Source organism: Acinetobacter sp. ANC_7588 (assembly GCF_056783995.1).
In genome coordinates this window covers 253,307-274,625 of record NZ_JBWYIU010000001.1, presented here as the reverse complement: position 1 = coordinate 274,625, position 21,319 = coordinate 253,307, and the positions used below count along the sequence as shown (strand labels likewise).

Sequence of the window (21,319 nt, the reverse complement as noted above, 5' to 3'; positions counted from 1 at the left end):
AAGATATATAGTTGCTTTACCTTAGAGTTTTTTTTGTTATGATGTGCGCACTTCCTAAAATGCGCTCATAGCTCAACTGGATAGAGTACAGGTCTCCGAAGCCTGTGGCGTGGGTTCGAGTCCCGCTGAGCGCACCATTTCTTTTATGTCTTTCAAACAAAACATAGTCCGTCAATTAAAATATTTTTAGTAAATTTTATCAAAATTTAGTGCGTAATCTGAATTGTTAATCTGAGTCGATTGAATCGTGAGATGCACCAATATTGAAAAATAATAATATATCTAGTCTCAAAATAAACATAAAAATGCAAAATTTGTCACATAAAATTCACATGGCTTATTTTAAATTTAAATTTCGGTATTGTCGTATAAATCACATAAATTGTGAATAATTCAAATAAGAGGCACAACAATGTACGAAGAAAAAGTTTTGATCCAAAATCGAATTTCGTGGGCGAGTATTTTCGCTGGCGTTATTGTTGTCTTAGCATTTCAATTTTACTCTCATTACTAGGCGTTGCATTAGGATTTGCGCTCCTAGATCCACTCTACCACTGATATTACAAATGGCTCATGGATAGCAGTAAGCGTATGGACAATTATTTCATTGTTAGTATCGTTGGCTATTGGTGGATTTGTTGCAGGTCACTTGGCTCAAGCTGATGGTGCAATCCATGGCTTTATTGTGTGGTCACTTTCATTGCTGTTAGGTATCTGGTTTGGTGCAATGACCATTAGCGGCGCGGCAAAAATTACTGGTAGTGCGATTAGTTCAGTCAGTAGTGCTGCGGGTAGTGTAGCATCAGGAATTGGTCAAGGTGGCGTTAATTTAACTCAGATCGGAGTTCAAGCTTTTGAGGAATTAGTTCCTTTACCAAAGCTTGAAAATAGTGATGAAAAGATGTCAGAAGTATTACGCAAAACTGGGATCGAGGAACTGCAACCCGAATTCTTAAAAGCGCAGGGTGAGTGGGCAAAGGAGCAAATTAAGGTTACTGCAAAAGAGTTGGTGATTCATCCAGATAACAGTGATGCTATTATTCAAACGTTATCAGAACAATTAAAAACTCGTGCACAATCTGTGACTGCTTCTATTAATAAGAATGAAGTCAGTGCTGCTTTAGCGAAAAATTCATCTCTAATTCCGCAAGAAGCGAATCAAGCTGTCAATAATTTCCTTATACAGCAGGATAAATTCTTTAATGATTTAGAGGCGAATATTCAATCTGCTAAATTAAAATATGCTGAACTAAAAGATTAAGCTCGTGAAAAAGCAGCTAATGCGACTAAAGCTGCTGCAAAAGCTGCTTTATGGTCATTCATTGGTTTATTGATTGGATTGATTGTGACGATTTTTGCTGGACGTTTTGGTGTAAATCATTCAAATAATCGTTCACGTCATTTGGCTTAATTCTGAGCTTAAAATTAGAATTAAAAGTCGACCCATTTGGGGCGACTATTTTGAATTAAAACTTTGTTCATATTCGCGAAACTTATTCTTATCTATAAATAAAAAAATTCAATTGTATTTTTTTTATACAGTTGTTGAAAAGTGTTAAAGTTACTTCACATCACATATTGAAAGTATTAAATTAAAAATCACAGTAGGTTGTAAATATTCAACGCTACTGACGAGTTGGACGGATCAATGACAGTTAGTTGAGTTCAGTTGAACAATAAATCTAACACTAGCCTTCCAACATAAAGCCCGCGTAAAGCGGGCTTTTTCATATCGGAATTATGCTTTAAACATGACTTCAACATCATATTTTCGAAATTCACTGAGCAGGTCTTGAATGATCGATCCACCCGTTTGTTCTGAAGCATTGAGCAGGACTTCTTTATTTTCAAGGCTATCAAAACATTCTATGTGATTGATTTGCCATTGATGTTCTTGATCAGCTTGCTCAATGATAATACGTCGAGGCTGCAATGAGCCATCTGCTTGACGCGGAATAACATTGGTAATGGCGAGCTGGATTTTCTCCACCTGGTCATGGGCATGCAAGAAGGTGAGAACCCAATTTCCGACTTTTTTAAGATACATAGGATTATCTAAAGGATCAAATTCTAGAATTTGGCTGAGTTTAGACATAAGGCACCTATTTATACCGTTGTTGTATGATCGTATTAATATATTTATGACAAAGATGTTCTACTTCGCCTTAGTCTAATAGCGGATGAGGTGGGCAGTGTTGAATGAATAAAAATAATAAAAAATATTTAATTATCATGTGATTATATTATTTTAATTATTGGTGTAAATTTTAGTTTAATCGTTTAAAAGTATTAAAAAAATAGTTAATTTCTCACTTTGAGGTTTAGGTTCAAAGTGAGAGTCATGAAATATTGCTTAAAGCGTATCAATTAAAGTTTTTTCTAAGGCTTTTTTCAAATAGGGATCCAAGTCTTCTTGTCTTAGTAACCATGAAACATAATCACTTGGAAGATCTACAATGGCTGTCCCACGATGTTTACCGAAGTTAATTGTACGAGGAATACGTGCATCTTCAGATACTTCATAGAGTTCTTCAATGTTTTGAATACCTAAATGATGAATAATGTGCATTAAGATATTTGCAGTCAAAATAATATCTGCGTCAGCTCGATGGGCACCTTTTAACATCTCTCTAGCTTTGCTACTGCCTTTACTAATCATATAAATTAAAGCAGAAATGTTGTGTGCTTCTGCATGAGGCCAAACTAGTCGAGAAAGAGCGAGTGTACAGATGGCTTTAATATGACTTATTTCAACGCCGCATTGCTGAATAGCTCGAATATCATAATCAATATTATGACCAATAATATACGTCGTTTCTTGAGGTAACTCGAAGGTTCTGAAGTTGGGTTGATCTACTAAATCGCTTTCAAGAATATGATGTACCGCCATTGCAGCATAGGAAATTTTTTCGTCACCAATGCTATATAGTTGGTCAAAGATTTTGTCGCGATCAAGACTTAATTTGCCTTGTTCAATCTGAATAGGAGCATATGCAATTTCTATGGGCAAACCGTTTAATGTATGGGTTTCAGTATCCAAGATAATGGCTTGCATGCAAATGTCCAAGTAAATGATAAAGATGTAATTAATTTAACATTTTCAAATCTGAGCTCACAGTAATAAAGTCAATGAATTGTATAAATTATGCTGAATTGAACAAATTATGGGAATTATTTAGATAAGGTGCTCATTTAAAGAAATTTCGTTTTCTATGATATTGACGCTGCAAGTTTAGACTGTAGGTTGTTAAAGGCAATTTTCAAAAATGAATGAATTTAAAAAAGAATAGTCATAATTCAGATATTTGTTTTTAATAGTAATTGAATAAACACACAGGAATTAATCAAATTTAATTGCAAACTGTTTAAACTTCATTCTCGAAATTTAACAAGTTCATGTTACAATACGCGCCAATCTTAGCACGGCTTAAAAGCCCTACATTAATAGGACCTCGCTAATGTTTGCCAATATCTCTATTGCTGACTTTGATCCAGAATTAGCTCAAGCTATTACGAGTGAAGATGCTCGTCAGGAAGCTCATATTGAGTTAATCGCTTCAGAAAACTATTGCTCTCCAGCAGTAATGGAAGCTCAAGGTTCAAAACTCACTAACAAATATGCAGAAGGCTACCCAGGCAAACGCTACTATGGCGGTTGTGAATATGTAGACGTGATTGAACAATTGGCAATTGACCGTGCTAAAGAACTCTTTGGTGCTGATTACGCGAACGTTCAGCCTCATGCTGGTTCTCAAGCAAACTCTGCAGTTTATCTAGCGCTTCTTAACCCAGGCGATACTGTTTTAGGTATGAGCTTAGCTCACGGTGGTCATTTGACTCACGGTGCTAAAGTTAGCTTCTCTGGTAAAACATATAATGCGATCCAATACGGTTTAAATCCAGAAACGGGTGAAATCGATTACGAAGAAGTTGAACGTTTAGCTGTAGAACACAAGCCACGTATGATTGTCGCTGGTTTCTCTGCTTATAGCCAAATCGTTGATTGGCAGCGTTTCCGTGAAATCGCAGACAAAGTAGGCGCTTATCTATTCGTTGATATGGCTCACGTTGCTGGTCTTGTTGCTGCTGGTGTTTATCCAAGCCCAGTTCAAATTGCTGACGTAACTACAACGACGACTCACAAAACACTTCGTGGTCCACGTTCAGGTTTAATCCTTGCAAAAGCAAATGAAGAAATTGAGAAAAAACTTCAATCTGCTGTATTCCCAGGTAACCAAGGTGGCCCTTTAGTTCATGCTGTAGCGGCTAAAGCAATCTGCTTCAAAGAAGCAATGGCTCCTGAATACAAAGCATATCAACAACAAGTTGTGAAAAACGCGCAAGCAATGGCTGAAGTGCTAATCGAACGCGGTTATGATGTTGTTTCAGGTGGTACGAAAAACCACTTGTTCTTGTTGTCTCTCATCAAACAAGACATTACAGGTAAAGATGCTGATGCTTGGTTAGGTGCGGCTCACATCACTGTGAACAAAAACTCTGTGCCAAACGATCCACGTTCTCCATTCGTAACTTCTGGTATCCGTATCGGTACTCCAGCTGTAACAACTCGTGGTTTCGGTGAAGCAGAAGTACGTGAACTTGCAGGTTGGATCGCGGATATCTTAGATTCTAAAGGTGATGAAACTGTCATCAACGCTGTGAAAGCTAAAGTTGAGACTGTATGCGCTAAATTCCCAGTTTACGCAAAATAATCTTCGACTTGAGAAAAGCCCCCTCAAGGGGGCTTTTTTATTGAATGTTGGAATGTCAAATCTGTCATTTTTAGATAGTTCTGATATAACTGATGTATCTATTAATTATTCAATTGTCGTTATACATTTGAATTGGAGCAGAAAATGAGTCATCCAAATATTATTATTTCTGAACAGGATTTAAATCGTTTAGAAACCATGTTGGAACATCAGAAGCAGGTAACTCCAACGATGGAGCATTTAGAAAATGAGTTGGCTCGTGCTGAAGTCGTACAGCCTAAAGATATCCCTGCCAATGTAGTAACGATGAATGCTAGAGTGCTGATAACGGTTGCACCGTCCACTGAATCTACAGAGATTGTGCTGGTATATCCCCATGACTTTAAAGGTGAAAAGGGGCAGGTTAATGTGATTGCACCTATTGGTGCAGCAATCCTAGGTTTGGCGGAAGGACAAGAAATTGAATGGCCTCAGCCTGATGGGCAAACAATGAAAGTGAAAATTGATAAAGTGCTCTATCAGCCTGAACGTGAGGGTATATATCTTTAACTAAAAAATAAAGCCTCTTGTGGAGGCTTTAAAGTTTATTATTTCATCGTGGTTTGTTGCATATATTTATTTATATAAGTTTCGCGTATTTCCCTGCGCTGCTCGGCAGTCGTCGCGTTCATCATTTTTTTACGCAAATCATTTCGTTCACTTGAGCTCATCTGTTGCCAAGTTTCGCGCATTTGTATTTTTTCTTGTTCAGGCAGTTTAGTAAACCAATCCATTCTTTGTTGTAGAACAACACTTTGCTCTTCAGGAATTTCTTTCAAATTTTGATAGCGTTTAATCAGTGCTTTTTGTTCTTCTTCAGAAAGCGATTCCCAAGATTCATTAAGTTCAGAATTATTGTCTTTCGAGAAGATCCAAAAACGTTCATAGCCTGCAAAACTGGTTTGTAAAAAACCTAATGTGCAGAGTGCAATCGCTAAGCCTTTAGCTGCCATGAGCTGATTTATCCTCACCAAAAACAGATAACATTTCTAGATCTTCCATCATTTGCGGAGAAAGTTTAGGGGTGACAATCACTTGTTGTGGGCTTGGAGCTTCTTCCAAATCAAATGCATTTGGAAGTACCACAAATCCTGTGATCGCGGCTGCTAATGCAAAACCAGTAACTTTCCAAGTCATCAACTGAGAAAATAACGGTTTGTCTTTAATCTCATCGAGTACATGCTCCATCACGACCGCTTTATTGCGATGTTTTGATGCCAGTACATTCAATTTTTCAGTCACTTGTTTCGTAAATTCATCATGATTCATCCGATGATCCCCCGTCATTTGGGTTTAAGTGAGACAAAGCAGATCTTAAGCCCTGTATAGCTCGATGGTAATGGGTCTTCACACTGCCTTCTGAACAATTCATGATTTCGGCTGTGGTTTGTGTGTCAAACCCTTCCCATGCTCGCAACATAAATGCTTGTTGTTGGCGAACAGGTAACTTAGAAATTGCATTTTGAATCTCCTCAACAGCCATCTCTTGTGCAAGAAATTGCAGCGGATTAGGTGTTGATTCATCCACAATATTGATGGTTTCGTCATCATCTTCATCGTGGTTATTTTTTTTAAATAACGAGAATGGAAAAGCCCGTCGAGATTCTTTACGACGCCAATCCTGAAGTTTGTTATTTAAAATGGTATAGAAAAGGGGATACCACTCTGCAGTGGATTTATCAGCATATGATTTATGCAAAGATATAAAAGCTTCTTGGACTAAATCCATGGCAATGCCATTGTGTCCTTGAGTTGCGCTTTCCATCATCACCAATGCACGCCCAGTGACGTCTTGCATAAAATATTTAAGACGTTGTTCTGCCGTATTCAAAAGAACACTCGAATCTTCAGGCTTGACTTTTTTTGGTGCTAAATCCATAGAGATGGAAAATCCCGTCATTGGGTACCCACCATTATTTTCTAATCGTTACTTATATAACGTCAAAACATAATGGTAGGTTGACAATCTAAGCAACTATTTTTTAGCAGTTTAATAGATTTTTTTATTTTCAGTGACTTCGTTAATATATTTTAACGAATCATATCCGTTGGCGTACCATTTCAAAGAAACAAATCGATCCGGCAACTGCAACGTTTAATGATTCTTGACCACCCGGTTGGGGAATGGTAATTGCTGAAGCATGCGCTAGGGCATATTCCGAAACGCCTTGACCTTCATTGCCCAGTACCCATACGCAAGCTTGAGTTAAGTCTTTTGCATATAAACTTTCTGATTCATGTGAGCTCGTGACATACACGGGAATTTTGAATTGAGACAGCACATCTTCAAGCGCAACGTTTTCATAGGTTTTTAATGAAAAGTGCGCACCCATTCCTGCTCGTAATACGCGAGGAGACCACAAAGATGCTGAACCTTTGGTGCAAACAACTTGTTCAATACCTGCAGCCGCAGCTGAACGAAGTAATGTACCCACATTGCCTGGATCTTGAACATTTTCAAGAATTAAAGTGTCTTGAGTGTAATCTAGAGCATCACGTTGAGTTGGTAAATCTACAATCGCTAAACATGCTAAGGTGGTTCCTAGCGTGCTAATGTCTTTATAGAGTGATTCACTAATAACAAACACTGAACCTGTATAGTGTTGTGCGATTTCGTCAAAATCGGCGTGTTCCATTGCTTTTTCAGTGGTAAAAATCGAATTCAGCTTACGATTTTTTTCTAACCAAGCTAAGCACAAATGTGTGCCTTCAAGAACAGTTTGGCCTTGCTTTTTACGGTAACTATTTTGATCAATTAAACCACGTAAATGTTTAATTTTCGGGTTGTCTTTAGATTCTAAAAAGATAATGGCCATTCAGTTTGACTTCCATGAGAGCCTAAATCAATAGGCTCTCAATTGTAAAATTATTGATGATAAGCAGTAACAAGCTCAACTTCATTTTTTGAACCAATGACGACTGGTACACGTTGGTGAAGTTCAGTCGGTTGGATTTCCATAATACGCACGCGACCTGTTGTCGAAGCACCGCCTGCTTGTTCCATGAGCATACTCATTGGATTTGCTTCATACATAAGACGTAAACGACCAGCTTTTTTAGGATCTTTGGTATCGTAAGGATATAAGAAGATCCCACTACGGCAAAGAATACGGTGGATATCACCGACCATGCAGGCAACCCAACGCATGTTAAAATCTTTTTCACGTACAGATGTTTTACCCGCTTGTAGCTCACCAATATAGCGTTGAACAGGTTCTTCCCAATGACGTTGATTTGAAGCATTAATGGCGTATTCTTTTGTATCGGCATCCACTTGGATATTTTCAGTCGTCAACAGGAATGTTTTTGACTCTGGATCAAATGTAAAGAAAACAGTACCTGCACCAACGGTTAATGCCATCATAGTTGATGGGCCATATAACACATAACCAGCTGCGACTTGTTCAGTACCTGCTTGAAGGAAATCTTCTGCTTGTGTCACTGAATTTTTGGCAGGTAGGATAGAGAAGATGGTGCCAACACACATATTGATATCGATATTACTTGAGCCATCTAGTGGATCGAATAAAACTAAATACTTACCGTTCTCTTGTGCTGGGGTAAACTCATCGAGTTCTTCAGAAGCTAAACCGCCAACATTTTCGTTGTTTTTTAGCGCATCAATTAAATAGTCATTTGAAATAACATCTAATTTTTTTTGCGCTTCACCTTGTACGTTTTCATTACCAGCACTACCTAACACACCCGCTAAGGCACCCTTTTGCAATGCTGAATCGATGGTTTTACACGTTTCAGCAATTGTTTCAATCACATTAGAGAGTTCAGGCGTTAGATTTCCTTGTTGTTGTGCAAGATATTGTGACAAGGTGAGGTATGACATTACAAGGACGCTCCTAAAAGCTTTAAAAGAATAAAATTTGGATCTTGGGCTATTTTAGATGAGTTCAGTGCAAAATAGAAATTATCCTGCGTTATTTGTGGTGATTTTGCACTTGCCAGAGTTTTAGAACATGGTATGTTGATAGGAGGATGATTTTAAAAGGAGCTTTAAAATGAGCATTCAAAAGTTTGAAGCAACTCCAACGCCAGGTGAGGCAATCGACTTAAACGAAATTAGTTCAGAGAGTTCCAAGGAAGCATGGAAACAGTACGAGGCTAAACCTGAATATAAAGAGTTTAATAAGCATGACATGATTGAGTCTATGCAAGTGCCCATGCCAGACTCGCAAAGGTCTTAAACCTGATATAAAAAAAGCGCTCGAATTGAGCGCTTTTTTTGCATTCATTAGCGAAGAAGTGGTGGCACTGCTTCATAATTGAGTTCTACACGACGGTTTTCTTTCCACGCAGCTTCATTGTTACCTGTATTAATTGGCATTTCTTTACCATAACTCACAGCTTCGAGTTGGTTTGGATTTACACCATTTGTAACCAAATAACTTTCAACTGCTTTGGCACGTCGCTCACCCAAAGCCATATTGTATTCACGCGTTCCACGTTCATCGGTATGACCAGTTAATGCGATTTTAGAGTTTGCATTTGCCAATAAAAATTGTGCATGTGCTTGGAGGGTTTGATAGTCCTCAGTAGATAGCTCACTGCTGTCATAATCAAAGTGAACAACACGTTTAGCCAAGAAAGCTTTATTGGCTTCAGTTACCCCTTTAGCAGAAGCACCCGTTAAGTTTTGAGCATTTAATGCTGCATCTTCACTGAGACCAGTCGTATTTACAGAGGTGGACGTTGATGGTGGTGTCATCGTAGTGGTATCTGTAGTTGCTGGTTTACGGCTTGCGCAACCCGTCATTACTAAACTTACAGCAATGAGTGGAAGAGCAAACGTTTTAATCGCGTACATGTTCATCTCCTTGAAAGATTAAATTCGATTATTTAGGTGCCCAAGCAGGTTCACGAACTTCACCTTGCTCGCTAGGTAAATTCATGCGGAAGCGGCCGTCTGTAGACATAATCGATAACAATCCACGGCTGCCTTCACGTGTCGCATATACGACCATTTGACCATTTGGTGAAAAGCTTGGTGATTCATCTAAACTGGTTGGCGTTAATATGTTCGTGATCCCAGTGGAGATTTCCTGAATTGCTACCTTATAGTTGCTACCTGAAGGGCGATGTACTAAAGCAACATATTTACCATCGGCACTTAAACTGCCACGTGCGTTGAATGCTCCGCGGAAAGTCAAACGTTTTGTTGAACCATCAGCAAACGTGTAATGATAGATCTGTGCTGAACCACCACGGTCTGAGGTAAAGATAAAACCTTTACCATCTGGGGTATAGCGAGCTTCTGTATCAATTGCTGTATTATTTGTCATACGCTTCACTTGGCGCGTATTTAAATCCATTTGATAAATTTCAGGGTTGTCATGCATTGAAGCAGTGAACAACATGCTTTTACCATCAGGGGAAAAACTTGGCGCACCGTTTAAGCCACGGAAGCCAGCTAATTTTTCACGTTGTCCAGTCGCTAAATCTTGAACATAGATCGCTGGACGTTTGGTTTCGAATGAAACATAAGCGATTTTTTTGCCATCAGGCGTCCAAGCAGGGGATAAAATTGGATCGCGCGAACTCAATACAGTACGTGGTTGTTCGCCGTCCGTATCTGCGATTTGTAAAGTGTAGCGATTATCAGGAGTCGCAGGATTTCGCAAAACATAAGCGATGCGACCACTAAAGTCACCAGGAATACCTGTTAATGCTTGGTAAATCGCATCACTGATCATATGTGCTGCAGATCGAATGCGCGATGGTGGTACAGTTAATAGTTCATTGAGCAAATATTGTTGTTTTTGGACATCATAGAGTTGGTAATGAACAGCCAATGAACCATCAGGATTGGTTTTAACTTCACCATTCACAACATAAGGTACGCCTGCAGATTGCCAAGCAGCACCATTGGCTTGATTGATGGTTGCTGTTGCAGGTAAATTTTTAGATGAACTGGTAAAGCGACCTGAACGGTTTAAATCTTGCTCTACAACAGGGTATAAGCGTTGATCACCTACGAATGGCACGATAGCAATTTTTGGTGCTTCTTCAGGTGCTTTAGCAATTTCAAGATGAAGCTGTGCATAAGAGGTCGTAATGAGAGCAGGGCTAAATGCTGCCAAAATTGCTAAACCGAGAAGATGTTTTGAGATCATTTTCATGAGAGGTCACGTACTCAAGATACTAATTTTTCGAATATTCTAGCTTTTTAGCATATAGCTCCGTACCGAATCTATATAAAGCGTGTAATTATCCGCAATTCATGAAAAAACCTTTCGACGAATCGAAAGGTTTTTTATTATTTCACGGTGAATGAAGAAGTGAAACTACGAGCTTCACGCCTTGCATCAGGATCGGATGGCATCGGATATGGTGCTGCTGCACGAACAGCCTGTTCGACACTGGCTTTGACATCTGGATCTGATGCATTGACGATGACTGAAGTCACAGAACCACTGTCAGATAATGTCACGCGTGCTGTCGCTTTTTGACCTGAAGAGCCTATTGGCATTCTCCAAGCACCTTTAATTTTTTGCTCAAAGTCTCTTTTTGCTGAAGAAGCGATGCGTTTAGATTCAGCTTTTTTGTTGGCTGCTTCTTGTCTAGCTTTTTCAGCGGCAGATTCTCGAGCTTCAGCTTCGGCACGTTCTTTGGCTTCAGCATCTGCTTTTCTTTGTGCTTCCTGACGAGCTTTCGCATCAGCCTCTTGTTTAGCTTTTGCATCTGCTTCCGCTTTAGCTTTACGATCAGCATCCTGTTTGGCTTTTGCATCTGCTTCCGCTTTAGCTTTACGATCAGCATCTTGTTTTGCTTTGACTTCAGCAGCAGCTTTGGCTTTCCGGTCGGCTTCTTGTTTGGCTTTAGCATCGGCCTCCGCCTTAGCTTTCCGATCAGCATCTTGCTTAGCTTTGGCTTGAGTTGCCTCAGCTTTAGCTTTTCGATCAGCTTCTTGTTTCGCTTTTAAAGCCGCATCAGCTTTCGCCTTTTGTTGTTGTTCCTGTTTTGCGCTTTGCTCAGCTGCTTTGGCTTTTTGAGCGGTCTCTTGTTTAGCTTTAGCATCGGCCTCAGCTTTAGCTTTCCGATTCGCTTCTTGAGTCGCTTTACGTTGTGCTTCAGCCGCAGCTTTACGTTCGGCTTCTTGTTGAGCTTTAACCGCTGCCACTTGCTCAGCTTTACGGTCGGATTTTGGCTCTTCGGCTTTTGGTTGAGTTGGAGGAGATACAGGAGGCGCAACAGGAATCACAGGAGCATTTTTAATCGGCTCATTGGTCTGTTGAACATTTTCTTGAACGTTCTGGTGCGCTGTATCTGAGTGATCAGATTCAACCAATGGTGTGGGTTCAGGTGGTACCAGATCTTCAGGTTTCACTAAAACTGTTTTAACAGTTTTAGTTGGCTCAGGAGGTTGAGTCAATCCAAGAAACAATAAGCCTGTGATCGCAATCACATGGACCGCAACAGTGAATCCGATTGCAATTTTCTTTTCTTTTGAAAAGCGGGAGTTAGATTCTTTCATAGCTTATTGAATCGGTTTGGTCAGCAAGCCAACTTGATTGATCCCTGCATCTTGTAAGTTAGACATGAGCGTCATCACCTCACCATAAGGTCGAGTATTATGACCATTGATGACGACACTAAATTGTTTATTCTCACGTTCAGCAATTTGTTGTGCATCACGAAGTGTCTGTTGTAATTCTTGCAAGCTCAGTGGATTTGGTTGGCTACCCTTGTATTCTAAAAAGTATTGTCCTTGTTGATCTAAAGTCACCATAGCTGGTGCATCCTTAGATTCAATCGGTACACTATTTGCTTCAGGTAAATCAACTTTTATGCCACTTGTGATCATTGGTGCGGTCACCATAAAAATCACCAAAAGTACTAACATGACGTCAATATAAGGAACTACATTCATGTCACTGTTAAGTGGTTTTTTGATGCGTTGGAAACGCCCTGAACGACGAACGACCATTTATTCAGCTTCCTGTGTAGAACCCACAGAACGACGTTGTAAAAGCGCCACCATTTCTTCAGCAAACAAGGAACGATCTGAGTAAATTTCTTCACTTTTGGCCGTATAGTGGTTGAATGCAAGTACTGCAGGAATCGCAGCAAATAAACCAATAGCAGTCGCAATGAGGGCTTCCGCGATACCTGGTGCGACAGTTGCTAGCGTCACTTGATCGACTTGGGCTAAGCCGATAAAAGCATTCATAATGCCCCAAACTGTACCAAATAAACCAACATAGGGCGCAACTGAACCAATACTGGCAAGTGCACTGACGCCTTGCTCCATACGGCTCTGATCTCGGCTTAAACCCACCCCAAGAATACGCTCTGTGCCATCAATGACTTGTGCTGTTTCAGCTTTGGTTTTTTTGAGTTTGAGAAACTCTGCAAAACCAAGATAAAAAACATCTTCCAAGCCTTCACGCTTAGAGTTGACTTGTGCATTGTTATATAAAGTGTTGAGTTCTGCACCAGACCAAAAAATCTTTTGAAAATGATCATCACCTTGGCGAGCTTTTTTAAACGTCATATGTAACTTGGCAATAAGGTACCAGCTAAAGAGTGAAGCTAGTACCAACACCAGCATGACCAGTTGTACGACTGGACTCGCTTGAAGAATTAAATCTGTGACGTGAAGTGAAGATTCGAGTTGTGTTGCCATAGTTACATGTGCCAATCATATTTTTATGCGTGGGCTAATTCTTTTTCGATTAGATCACGGATTTCATTTGGAATTCTCAGCGGTTTCATTTCGGCGCTAATACACGCCAATTCTACTTCCCCTGAAGCTAGCATGATTTCACCACGATAAATATTTTGTTGCAATACAAAAGACGTTGCTTTACACGAAACTACACTTGCTGTAACAGTAATTAAGTCATCCATTAATATTGGGCGTGAATATTTAAGCGCTAATTTATGCACGACAAAGTTGTAATCTTTTTGATGCCAGTAATGTGAAATCCCTGAAGCGCGTAACCATTCTGTACGTGCGCGTTCCATAAAGCGAATATGATTGGCATGATAAACAATGCCTCCTGCATCTGTATCTTCAATATACACTCGGATTTGAAATTCAAATTTGTTCGCCATACAGGTGTTCCATTACTTTAAATAGTCCAGTGTTTTGCAACATTCTTGACAAAGAATGCGAAACGCTGATTTATACAATGTTTGAAAGGCTTGAAGTTTAGCACTCCATTTTTACAGACCAATGGCACAAGATTTCAAAAATAGCTGTAGATTGGGCGAAATATTTTAAGATGAAAATGCAGATTTAATTGAATTTTAATCATGTTTGGCATAGGGATTGCTTAAATAAATTCACATGAAATTTATAGTTGGATTTGAGTGCATGTTAAAAAAGTTAGCTTTATCGATTTCGATTGCTACATCAATATTAAGTTTTTCGACTTTTAGTTCGGCTGAAGATTTTAAAATTTTAAAACAGATTGAAAGCAAGCCAACTTTACTAAAAAAAGGGGAATATGCTGGACACTATTATATTCCAAGCACACTCAATACTATTCAATGGGGTTATCTACCGAATAAAGATGCTAAGCCAGTTTTAACGTTTCCATCGGGGGAGTCATGTGACTTTTGATACAGTGTCACATGAAGGTTTATTAGAGGATCAAGGGCGTGATGCTGAAAAATACTTTACATCTAAAGGTGTTAAAAAAGAGCACATTTTAGATGAAGCGAAATTGATCACCCGCTCTAATTTAAAGCATGATTTCCATAAAGATGGTCCACACATTATTACTGGTCCGATCTACGTTGAAGGTGCAATGCCGGGAGACGTGCTTAAAGTTGAAATATTGAAAATAGAACCACGTGTTCCTTATGGTGTTATTTCGAACCGCCATGGTAAAGGTACATTGCCTGAATTCCCTAAACGACAAAAACATGATCATGCTTCGCCAGAAAATCCAGATGCTTATGGCAATGTTTCAGTATTTACACCCATTGCGCAAAATAAAGAGGGTGTATCGGAGGGGGTGATTCAAACAGAATCTGGTAAAGCGATTCGTTTTCCATTAAATCCGTTTATGGGAACAATGGGTGTTGCACCAAATACCAGCGAACCTGTTCACTCAGTTCCACCCTCATTTTATGGTGGAAATATTGATATTAATGATTTAACTGCTGGGGCAACCGCTTATTATCCTGTTCAAGTTCCAGGTGCATTATTCTACACAGGTGATAGTCATTTTGTTCAAGGTGATGGTGAGGTTGCATTAACTGCTTTAGAAGGTTCAGCGCGTGCAACGTTTAAAATTAGTGTGTTAAAAGCGGGTAAAGATTATATTCCAGGTAAGCAACTTTCTCAGCCATTAGGTGAAAATGATCAATTTTGGATTACACCTGGCTTAGATGAAGATTTGGATGAAGCAATGCGCAAATCTACGCGTGAAGCAATCAATTTCTTAGTAAATGAATATGGCATAAGTGAAGAAATTGCATATGCTTATCTCAGCGCTGCGACTGATTTTGAAGCTTCTCAAGTTGTAGATAAAACCAAAGGCATCCATGCGATGATTCGTAAAGCAGATTTTAAAGAGTTCGTCGAGCAGAAATAAATTATTGAAATAAAAAAATCCTCCATCAAGGAGGATTTTTTTTATGATGCTTAAGATTTGTTATTCCAATCTTGTTGAACTTGTTGTGCAATAGTCGGATAGTCCATCACAAAACGAATGTGGCTTTCAACGCCAGTTTTTAATGTCGCATCATCTACAATAAATTGAGGGTTATGATTGGGTGCAGCCTTACTCATCTCTTGATCTTGAGGTGTTGCACCAATGAAAATGAACAATGAAGGCATAAGTTGACCATAATAGGCAAAGTCTTCACTGGCACTCGCATTGTTCTCAAGCACATGTAATTTATTTTCGCCATGAACTTTCGCAAGTGATGGCGCGATGAGTTGAGTTAGCGTTTTATCGTTCGTGGTAACGGGGGCATAAGCGGCAATTTCTACTTTGGCTTTTACGTCATTTGCATGAGCATTATGTTCGATCAATTTCGGTAAATCCTTGAGAATATTCTGGCGGACCTCTTCATTATTTGATCGAATCGTGCCAACCATATTGACTTGCTCTGGTATCACATTTCCTACCGTTCCACCTTGGATACTGCCAATACTGATTGCCCCCATACCTTTGGTTAAATCTGCACGACGGCTGATCAAACTCTGCATATTACTAATCATTTGAGATGAAGCGTAAATGGGATCGCGTCCAAGCCATGGCATAGAACCATGAACTTGTTTTCCACTGACCTGAATGCGCAAGTGATCTGCACTGTTTAAAATAGTGCCATCTTTATAAAAAATATGACCACTTGGCATACCTGCCATAACATGCATACCGAAGATCACTTCAGGCTTAGGATTTTTTAAAGCCCCATCTGCAATCATCTTACGTGAACCAATTTGATCACCATGGCTAAAGTTATCAATATCTGCTCCACCTTCTTCAGCTGGTTGGAAGACAAACACAACAGTACCTGCAATTTTATCTTTATTTTCCGAAAGCACTTTTGCAGCGCCGAGTAACATTGCTGTGTGAGCATCATGTCCACAGGCATGCATCACTGGCGTTTCTTTACCTTGATAGATTGCCTTTGCCTTACTCGCAAAAGAAAGTCCTGTTTTTTCCTCAATCGGTAATGCATCCATATCTGCACGTAATGCCATCACTGGGCCAGGTTTTGCACCTTTAAGAATTCCGATTACACCTGTTTTGGCATAGCCTGTGCGGACTTCAATTCCATATTTTTTTAATTCTTTTTGAACCAGAGCCGAGGTTTTAAATTCCATATTGCCGAGTTCGGGATGTTGGTGAATGTGCTGTCTTAATTTGATGGTATGTTGTTCAACAGCGTTCACACCGTCATCAACCCAATCTGCAAAACTCAAGGTTGAACAAAGGGGCAAGATGGTACAAGCAAAAAATAGCCTAAGTGAGATCATAAACTCAATGTCCTAAAAATCCTAAAGTTTTAGGAGCTTCTCATTCACTTCTGATGGTTGCAAAACTTAACAGGTATATCGAAATACATGAAAAGTATAGTGACCATGAAGCATTGATTTTTAATGCTTTATCCATAGATTTAAAGTTGTTATTATTTGTAAATTATTCATTTTAAATAATTATTTTAATAGTTGTGGGGGAGCTAATGGGCGTTGAAGAAGAACTAAAGCATAATCAAGATGTCATGATTCAACTTCCATGGACTGTACCTCAACAACCTTTATATACGGCGAGTATTCAAATTGATCCTGAAACGCAGAAAATTCCTTTGGATTTGAATGTAAGCTCAACTGATACGACTGCAATTTGGTCTTTTATGATTGCAATGGCGATAGCTTTTATTCTAGGAATTTCAGCGACAATCATTGCAATTTGGTATGGTGTCAGAAGTTTTAAATTAACTGAAATGTCTTTTAATACAGTAGTACTAGAAATAAAAAGTTCACAACAAATTGCTTTTAATCTCAATCAAAAATTATTTGAGCAACAAAGAGAGTTAGGAAAACAAGAATTTCAGTACACTAAGCAACTTAAATGGGAAGATGAGATCATAAGTATTACATCGGATTGTCTTAACTCTTTAGCTAAGTATATTCAAAAAGTTATGATATTTAAGGATAATTTTGTTAATTTTCCTGTAGCTGATAAAAGTGATTATTCAACATTAGTTGGTTCAAAATTAAAAGAAATTTTAGACGTTACAGAAAATACTAATGCTTGTTTAACTAAACTAAATTTATATTTTAGTGTTGGGCATGAAAAAGAAAAAATAATTTCTCAACTTGGGAAACTTTTGATCATCTCAATAATGCATTTTAACAATCAATTAATAAAACAGACCGATACCAAAGACATTTATGTGAGTAAGTTTATTATTGAAGAGGGTTTAATAAGAAAAGTTAATAAGATATTAATAGATGCTAGAAAGTGGGATGAATCAAATGATTTATTATCCTTGACTGACATTGCAAATTTGGGTGATCAGTTGGCAGATGAGTTTAAAAAAATTCTCAATAAATAAGCAGCCTAAGCTGCTTTTATAAATCACTTCTCTTTCGGTTCAGGTGGTGTCATCCCAAACTGCAAATACGCCTGATTTGTTGCAATACGACCACGTGCGGTACGCATCACATAACCTTGCTGAATCAAGTAAGGCTCAATCACATCTTCCAGCGTGCCTGAATCTTCTGCCATTGCCGCTGCTAGAGCTTCAACACCTGCAGGACCACCATCAAAACGTTCTAATAACATGGATAAATAACGGCGGTCGAGTGTATCTAAACCATCCTTGTCCACATTCAACATATCAAGCGCACGTTGCGCCATTTCTTGTGTGACCTCACCTGTACCTTTCACTTGAGCATAGTCACGTACACGACGCAGTAAACGGTTTGCGATACGAGGCGTACCACGAGAACGACGAGCCACTTCCTTCGAACCAGCTTCAGTGATTGGAACATCCATCAGATTTGCAGAACGAGTCACGATATGGGTCAAATCTTCAACTGAATAAAACTCTAATCGCTGGACGATACCAAAACGATCTCGAAGCGGAGAGGTCAATAAACCAGCACGAGTAGTCGCAGCGACTAAAGTGAATGGCGGTAAATCTAACTTAATTGAACGCGCAGCAGGGCCTTCACCAATCATAATATCCAGTTGGTAATCTTCCATTGCAGGATAAAGGATTTCCTCGATCACTGGAGAGAGACGGTGAATCTCATCAATAAATAAAACGTCACCTTCTTCTAAGTTAGTGAGCATTGCTGCCAAATCACCAGCGCGCTCTAACACAGGACCTGAGGTGGATTTGAGGTTGCCACCCATTTCACGCGCGATAATATTGGCAAGTGTGGTTTTACCTAAACCCGGAGGACCAAAAATCAAGGTATGGTCTAAAGCTTCACCACGTCCACGAGCTGCACCAATGAAAATTTCCATCTGCTCACGCACAACAGGTTGACCAATATAATCATCTAATGATGTTGGTCGAATGGCACGATCAAAATGATCTTCTGGTTTTTCAGAACCACTGATAATACGGTCTTGCATAATATGAGATCTTATTTATTCATCGATTTTAAAGCAGCACGGATAATATCGGATGCCTCAGTGAAGTCACCTTTAACGGTATTGACTAACTTTTGTGCTTCTAGTGGCTTGTAACCTAATGACTGTAAAGCAGCTTCAGCCTCAGCGACAGCAGAGTTACCCGTAAACTGAATTTGCGCTGTTGTAGAGTTTGATGTGGATGGCTGAGCTGCAAGCGCTTTAAAGCGATCTCGAAGTTCAATCATCAAACGCTCTGCGGTCTTTTTGCCTACACCCGGAACTTTGACTAAAGTGTTTACATCTTCATGTTCAACAGTATGAATAAGCATGTCTACGCTGAGTGTTGAGAGAATACCCAGTGCCATTTTTGGACCAACGCCGTTCACTTTAAGTAAAGTGCGGAAAATACTTTTTTCTTGTGCGTTGGAAAATCCATACAGTAATTGAGCATCTTCACGTACAGCCAAGTGCGTCCACAATGTGACTTTTTGTCCTTTCTGTAATTGGCAAAATGTTGAGAGAGGTGTATCAACCTCATAGCCAACACCATTTACATTCAATAAAACTGTTGGTGCTTCTAAAGCAAGCACTTCACCAATAAGACATCCAATCATTCAATTATTTCACTTATTTGTCGATGTTAAATTCACTATGTCAGCATAGTAGTGTTCATTGCTTCAGAACGCAAAATCAAAAAACACTTTATGCTCTTTTCCTGAACACTAATTTAAGGTTTATAAAAATCCAACTTTATTCCCTTGAAGTTCCTGTGCCAAATGATAAGCCTGATGATCCGAAAATTTTGAGATCACATCTAAGACTTGCATGATATTGTCATAGTGATCATCACTAAAACGTACACCTAAGCCTGAGATAATAGACAGTAAACGTCCTTCCTTAAAATTATGAATTTTATTGGGGGTCGTAAGCGGAATAAAGGCATCTAGTATGTGCTGTAAGCTTTGATGTGCAATGATTTCTAAACCAGATTTTTGAGGATGCTCAAAGATTTTTTCCCGCGCTAAATTCTTTGCACAATCAATTCCTGCTTCGATATCGGGCGAGCAATATTGGAGCAAACTACCTTTAAGCTGTCCTGACAAAATTTCAAAATGATGTTTAGCAAAAGCGGAAGTGACTTCATCAACCAAGCGTTTCATCACACGACCACGCAATGCTGCAATCTTTTGTTGCCACGTGGTGTATGGCATTGCAAGTTCAGCAGGCGTGCCATAGTCACCAAGTAGATTTAAGAAAATAGGTTCGACTTGCTCATAGCTGAGCATGTTAAGAATAATGCCATCTTCTAAATCGATCAGGGCATAACAAATATCATCCGCAGCTTCGAGTAAATAGGTGAGTGGATGGCGACAGAAATGATATTCACCATATTGTATAAGACCTAATTGGTGACCAATTTGTTGCAAAATTTCTTTTTCAGATTGATAGCAACCAAACTTAGCTCGTTTACTGGCAGGCGTATTTCCCTGAGAGTCAATGGTTTTAGAAAGCCATGGGTACTTTAAGTAAGCTCCTAAGGTTGCGTAAGTGAGGCGCATTCCACCGTCATTAGGGTGATAGTCAATTTTCGTGAGTAAACGAAGACCTTGAGCATTGCCCTCAAACTGGCGAACATCGGCCTGCTGTTCAGGGGTTAAACTCGATAAAAAATCGCCGTGTGATGCATCATCAAACCATTCACGAATAGCGTACTCACCTGCATGACCAAAAGGAGGATTACCAATATCGTGTGCAAGACAAGCTGCTTGAATAATTGCACCGACATCTGCAGGAGAGATCCACATAGGTAACTCATCACGAATTTTTTCAGCTGCCAGCATTCCCAAAGAGCGTCCGATGCAAGAAACTTCAAGGGAATGTGTTAGACGCGTATGAATGCCATCATGTTGAGTCAGGGGGTGAACTTGAGTTTTACGGTTAAGTTGCCTAAAACTCTGAGAAAAAATAATACGATCGTAATCTTTATGGAAGGGGCTACGTGCTTGTTCTGTATTTTGTTTTGAACTACCAAATCGAACTGTTGATAACAGTTCCAGCCAACGCATTTGAGTCATTTATCATTATTCATCATTACTGTATGGAACCATCATGCCAAAAAAATAGTGAAAAATATATGCTGACACGACATAATTTGGCGCATTGAAAATGCATTTCAGAAAAGTTTAAGAAGTAAAATAATAAGTATTAAGGTGTTGATTTTAAGAATTATTATCCTAATATAATTCAATTTCTTCACTCTCAAATCATATAAGAGTCTCTAATTGATTTTAAAGATAGATATCAATCATGAGATGATGCGTGGATGCTCATCGGTTCGATAATTTTTTATCGAGATAGTATGCATAATGTATCTACTTTTTATGCCGATTGTTGATCAAATTGATCCTACGATTGGCATAACATTTCAATAAAGCTATTGAAATTTGTCTATTTTGACCTCATGTTATCCTCATAAAGATGAATTATAGAGATGTGAATTTA

The 21,319-nt window shown here is 39.1% G+C and carries 22 protein-coding genes, 1 tRNA gene and 1 pseudogene; 7 read left to right on the top strand and 17 right to left on the bottom strand.

Annotated elements, in window-relative coordinates; all coding sequences use genetic code 11:
- Positions 1–61: 61 nt before the first annotated feature.
- Positions 62–137, top strand: a tRNA-Arg gene (locus tag AC1M9J_RS01335).
- A 470-nt stretch (positions 138–607) separates the two neighbouring features.
- The gene (locus tag AC1M9J_RS01330) at positions 608–1,261 is read left to right on the top strand and encodes a hypothetical protein (RefSeq protein WP_481951718.1); all 654 of its coding nucleotides are present in this window, start codon (positions 608–610) and stop codon (positions 1,259–1,261) included.
- Positions 1,262–1,738: 477 nt separating this feature from the next.
- Here AC1M9J_RS01330 and AC1M9J_RS01325 read toward each other — a convergent pair whose 3' ends face one another.
- Positions 1,739–2,095, bottom strand: coding sequence for a hypothetical protein (locus tag AC1M9J_RS01325; protein ID WP_481592887.1), 357 nt, complete (start codon positions 2,093–2,095; stop codon positions 1,739–1,741).
- 258 nt (positions 2,096–2,353) lie between these two features.
- Complete coding sequence (locus tag AC1M9J_RS01320; RefSeq protein ID WP_481951717.1) at positions 2,354–3,055, bottom strand: putative quorum-sensing-regulated virulence factor; 702 nt, start codon at positions 3,053–3,055, stop codon at positions 2,354–2,356.
- Between the two features lie 403 nt (positions 3,056–3,458).
- Between AC1M9J_RS01320 and glyA the strand changes: the two genes are divergently transcribed.
- Positions 3,459–4,712 carry a serine hydroxymethyltransferase gene (gene glyA / locus AC1M9J_RS01315; RefSeq protein WP_035265704.1) on the top strand — a complete coding sequence of 418 codons (1,254 nt, stop codon included), beginning with the start codon at positions 3,459–3,461 and terminating at the stop codon, positions 4,710–4,712.
- Between the two features lie 144 nt (positions 4,713–4,856).
- On the top strand, positions 4,857–5,261 hold the full coding sequence (rnk, locus tag AC1M9J_RS01310; RefSeq protein WP_481588470.1) for a nucleoside diphosphate kinase regulator: 405 nt from the start codon (positions 4,857–4,859) through the stop codon (positions 5,259–5,261).
- Positions 5,262–5,299: 38 nt separating this feature from the next.
- Here rnk and AC1M9J_RS01305 read toward each other — a convergent pair whose 3' ends face one another.
- From AC1M9J_RS01305 to AC1M9J_RS01285, 5 genes are all read right to left on the bottom strand, one after another.
- The gene (locus AC1M9J_RS01305; protein WP_481595544.1) at positions 5,300–5,704 is read right to left on the bottom strand and encodes a DUF3106 domain-containing protein; all 405 of its coding nucleotides are present in this window, start codon (positions 5,702–5,704) and stop codon (positions 5,300–5,302) included.
- Positions 5,694–6,020 carry a hypothetical protein gene (locus AC1M9J_RS01300; RefSeq protein WP_481595543.1) on the bottom strand — a complete coding sequence of 109 codons (327 nt, stop codon included), beginning with the start codon at positions 6,018–6,020 and terminating at the stop codon, positions 5,694–5,696. The genes AC1M9J_RS01305 and AC1M9J_RS01300 overlap by 11 nt, the downstream gene beginning before the upstream one ends.
- Positions 6,010–6,630: an RNA polymerase sigma factor gene (locus AC1M9J_RS01295; RefSeq protein WP_171260669.1), complete on the bottom strand. Its 621-nt coding sequence runs from the start codon at positions 6,628–6,630 to the stop codon at positions 6,010–6,012. Before AC1M9J_RS01295 ends, AC1M9J_RS01300 begins: the two co-directional genes overlap by 11 nt.
- Before the next feature lie 160 nt (positions 6,631–6,790).
- Positions 6,791–7,567 (bottom strand): TrmH family RNA methyltransferase, encoded by a 777-nt coding sequence (locus AC1M9J_RS01290; protein WP_481595542.1) that lies wholly within the window; start codon positions 7,565–7,567, stop codon positions 6,791–6,793.
- Between the two features lie 50 nt (positions 7,568–7,617).
- Complete coding sequence (locus AC1M9J_RS01285) at positions 7,618–8,592, bottom strand: class 1 fructose-bisphosphatase (RefSeq protein WP_180027536.1); 975 nt, start codon at positions 8,590–8,592, stop codon at positions 7,618–7,620.
- 172 nt (positions 8,593–8,764) lie between these two features.
- Between AC1M9J_RS01285 and AC1M9J_RS01280 the strand changes: the two genes are divergently transcribed.
- On the top strand, positions 8,765–8,950 hold the full coding sequence (locus tag AC1M9J_RS01280) for an NF038105 family protein (protein ID WP_035265716.1): 186 nt from the start codon (positions 8,765–8,767) through the stop codon (positions 8,948–8,950).
- Between the two features lie 47 nt (positions 8,951–8,997).
- Here the strand turns inward: AC1M9J_RS01280 and pal are convergent, their stop codons facing one another.
- The 6 genes from pal to ybgC all read right to left on the bottom strand — a co-directional run bounded on the left by pal (position 8,998) and on the right by ybgC (position 13,820).
- Positions 8,998–9,570 (bottom strand): peptidoglycan-associated lipoprotein Pal, encoded by a 573-nt coding sequence (gene pal / locus AC1M9J_RS01275; protein WP_481595541.1) that lies wholly within the window; start codon positions 9,568–9,570, stop codon positions 8,998–9,000.
- A gap of 28 nt (positions 9,571–9,598) precedes the next feature.
- The gene (gene tolB / locus AC1M9J_RS01270) at positions 9,599–10,882 is read right to left on the bottom strand and encodes a Tol-Pal system beta propeller repeat protein TolB (protein WP_179998402.1); all 1,284 of its coding nucleotides are present in this window, start codon (positions 10,880–10,882) and stop codon (positions 9,599–9,601) included.
- A gap of 137 nt (positions 10,883–11,019) precedes the next feature.
- Positions 11,020–12,237: a cell envelope integrity protein TolA gene (tolA, locus tag AC1M9J_RS01265; protein ID WP_481595540.1), complete on the bottom strand. Its 1,218-nt coding sequence runs from the start codon at positions 12,235–12,237 to the stop codon at positions 11,020–11,022.
- A gap of 3 nt (positions 12,238–12,240) precedes the next feature.
- Positions 12,241–12,690, bottom strand: a complete 450-nt coding sequence (gene tolR / locus AC1M9J_RS01260) for a protein TolR (protein WP_481951716.1) — start codon at positions 12,688–12,690, stop codon at positions 12,241–12,243.
- Positions 12,691–13,389 carry a protein TolQ gene (tolQ, locus tag AC1M9J_RS01255; protein WP_481595538.1) on the bottom strand — a complete coding sequence of 233 codons (699 nt, stop codon included), beginning with the start codon at positions 13,387–13,389 and terminating at the stop codon, positions 12,691–12,693.
- Between the two features lie 23 nt (positions 13,390–13,412).
- Positions 13,413–13,820: a tol-pal system-associated acyl-CoA thioesterase gene (gene ybgC / locus AC1M9J_RS01250; protein ID WP_035265725.1), complete on the bottom strand. Its 408-nt coding sequence runs from the start codon at positions 13,818–13,820 to the stop codon at positions 13,413–13,415.
- Positions 13,821–14,082: 262 nt separating this feature from the next.
- Between ybgC and AC1M9J_RS01245 the strand changes: the two are divergent.
- Positions 14,083–15,310, top strand: a pseudogene (locus AC1M9J_RS01245) (acetamidase/formamidase family protein).
- 50 nt (positions 15,311–15,360) lie between these two features.
- On the opposite strand, the gene AC1M9J_RS01240 reads toward AC1M9J_RS01245, so the two are convergent.
- Entirely contained in the window at positions 15,361–16,704 is a 1,344-nt protein-coding gene (locus AC1M9J_RS01240; RefSeq protein ID WP_481951715.1) for an amidohydrolase, read from the bottom strand.
- A 206-nt stretch (positions 16,705–16,910) separates the two neighbouring features.
- Between AC1M9J_RS01240 and AC1M9J_RS01235 the strand changes: the two genes are divergently transcribed.
- Positions 16,911–17,786 carry a hypothetical protein gene (locus tag AC1M9J_RS01235; protein ID WP_051586525.1) on the top strand — a complete coding sequence of 292 codons (876 nt, stop codon included), beginning with the start codon at positions 16,911–16,913 and terminating at the stop codon, positions 17,784–17,786.
- 23 nt (positions 17,787–17,809) lie between these two features.
- Here the strand turns inward: AC1M9J_RS01235 and ruvB are convergent, their stop codons facing one another.
- The 3 genes from ruvB to AC1M9J_RS01220 all read right to left on the bottom strand — a co-directional run bounded on the left by ruvB (position 17,810) and on the right by AC1M9J_RS01220 (position 20,892).
- Positions 17,810–18,817 carry a Holliday junction branch migration DNA helicase RuvB gene (gene ruvB, locus AC1M9J_RS01230; protein ID WP_035265728.1) on the bottom strand — a complete coding sequence of 336 codons (1,008 nt, stop codon included), beginning with the start codon at positions 18,815–18,817 and terminating at the stop codon, positions 17,810–17,812.
- 11 nt (positions 18,818–18,828) lie between these two features.
- Positions 18,829–19,431, bottom strand: a complete 603-nt coding sequence (gene ruvA / locus AC1M9J_RS01225) for a Holliday junction branch migration protein RuvA (RefSeq protein WP_481595535.1) — start codon at positions 19,429–19,431, stop codon at positions 18,829–18,831.
- A 120-nt stretch (positions 19,432–19,551) separates the two neighbouring features.
- Complete coding sequence (locus tag AC1M9J_RS01220) at positions 19,552–20,892, bottom strand: deoxyguanosinetriphosphate triphosphohydrolase (protein ID WP_035265731.1); 1,341 nt, start codon at positions 20,890–20,892, stop codon at positions 19,552–19,554.
- Positions 20,893–21,319 lie beyond the last annotated feature (427 nt).

Excerpts from the sequence above, each read along its gene's own strand:
- AC1M9J_RS01295 (WP_171260669.1), bottom strand. The coding sequence starts at position 6,630 with ATGGATTTAGCACCAAAAAAAGTCAAGCCTGAAGATTCGAGTGTTCTT.
- AC1M9J_RS01290 (WP_481595542.1), bottom strand. The coding sequence starts at position 7,567 with ATGGCCATTATCTTTTTAGAATCTAAAGACAACCCGAAAATTAAACAT.
- glyA (WP_035265704.1), top strand. The coding sequence starts at position 3,459 with ATGTTTGCCAATATCTCTATTGCTGACTTTGATCCAGAATTAGCTCAA.
- AC1M9J_RS01305 (WP_481595544.1), bottom strand. The coding sequence starts at position 5,704 with ATGGCAGCTAAAGGCTTAGCGATTGCACTCTGCACATTAGGTTTTTTA.
- AC1M9J_RS01240 (WP_481951715.1), bottom strand. The coding sequence starts at position 16,704 with ATGATCTCACTTAGGCTATTTTTTGCTTGTACCATCTTGCCCCTTTGT.
- AC1M9J_RS01235 (WP_051586525.1), top strand. The coding sequence starts at position 16,911 with ATGGGCGTTGAAGAAGAACTAAAGCATAATCAAGATGTCATGATTCAA.
- AC1M9J_RS01320 (WP_481951717.1), bottom strand. The coding sequence starts at position 3,055 with ATGCAAGCCATTATCTTGGATACTGAAACCCATACATTAAACGGTTTG.
- ruvB (WP_035265728.1), bottom strand. The coding sequence starts at position 18,817 with ATGCAAGACCGTATTATCAGTGGTTCTGAAAAACCAGAAGATCATTTT.
- ruvA (WP_481595535.1), bottom strand. The coding sequence starts at position 19,431 with ATGATTGGATGTCTTATTGGTGAAGTGCTTGCTTTAGAAGCACCAACA.
- AC1M9J_RS01300 (WP_481595543.1), bottom strand. The coding sequence starts at position 6,020 with ATGAATCATGATGAATTTACGAAACAAGTGACTGAAAAATTGAATGTA.
- pal (WP_481595541.1), bottom strand. The coding sequence starts at position 9,570 with ATGTACGCGATTAAAACGTTTGCTCTTCCACTCATTGCTGTAAGTTTA.
- tolQ (WP_481595538.1), bottom strand. The coding sequence starts at position 13,389 with ATGGCAACACAACTCGAATCTTCACTTCACGTCACAGATTTAATTCTT.
- tolB (WP_179998402.1), bottom strand. The coding sequence starts at position 10,882 with ATGAAAATGATCTCAAAACATCTTCTCGGTTTAGCAATTTTGGCAGCA.
- ybgC (WP_035265725.1), bottom strand. The coding sequence starts at position 13,820 with ATGGCGAACAAATTTGAATTTCAAATCCGAGTGTATATTGAAGATACA.
- tolA (WP_481595540.1), bottom strand. The coding sequence starts at position 12,237 with ATGAAAGAATCTAACTCCCGCTTTTCAAAAGAAAAGAAAATTGCAATC.
- AC1M9J_RS01325 (WP_481592887.1), bottom strand. The coding sequence starts at position 2,095 with ATGTCTAAACTCAGCCAAATTCTAGAATTTGATCCTTTAGATAATCCT.
- AC1M9J_RS01280 (WP_035265716.1), top strand. The coding sequence starts at position 8,765 with ATGAGCATTCAAAAGTTTGAAGCAACTCCAACGCCAGGTGAGGCAATC.
- AC1M9J_RS01285 (WP_180027536.1), bottom strand. The coding sequence starts at position 8,592 with ATGTCATACCTCACCTTGTCACAATATCTTGCACAACAACAAGGAAAT.
- rnk (WP_481588470.1), top strand. The coding sequence starts at position 4,857 with ATGAGTCATCCAAATATTATTATTTCTGAACAGGATTTAAATCGTTTA.
- tolR (WP_481951716.1), bottom strand. The coding sequence starts at position 12,690 with ATGGTCGTTCGTCGTTCAGGGCGTTTCCAACGCATCAAAAAACCACTT.
- AC1M9J_RS01220 (WP_035265731.1), bottom strand. The coding sequence starts at position 20,892 with ATGACTCAAATGCGTTGGCTGGAACTGTTATCAACAGTTCGATTTGGT.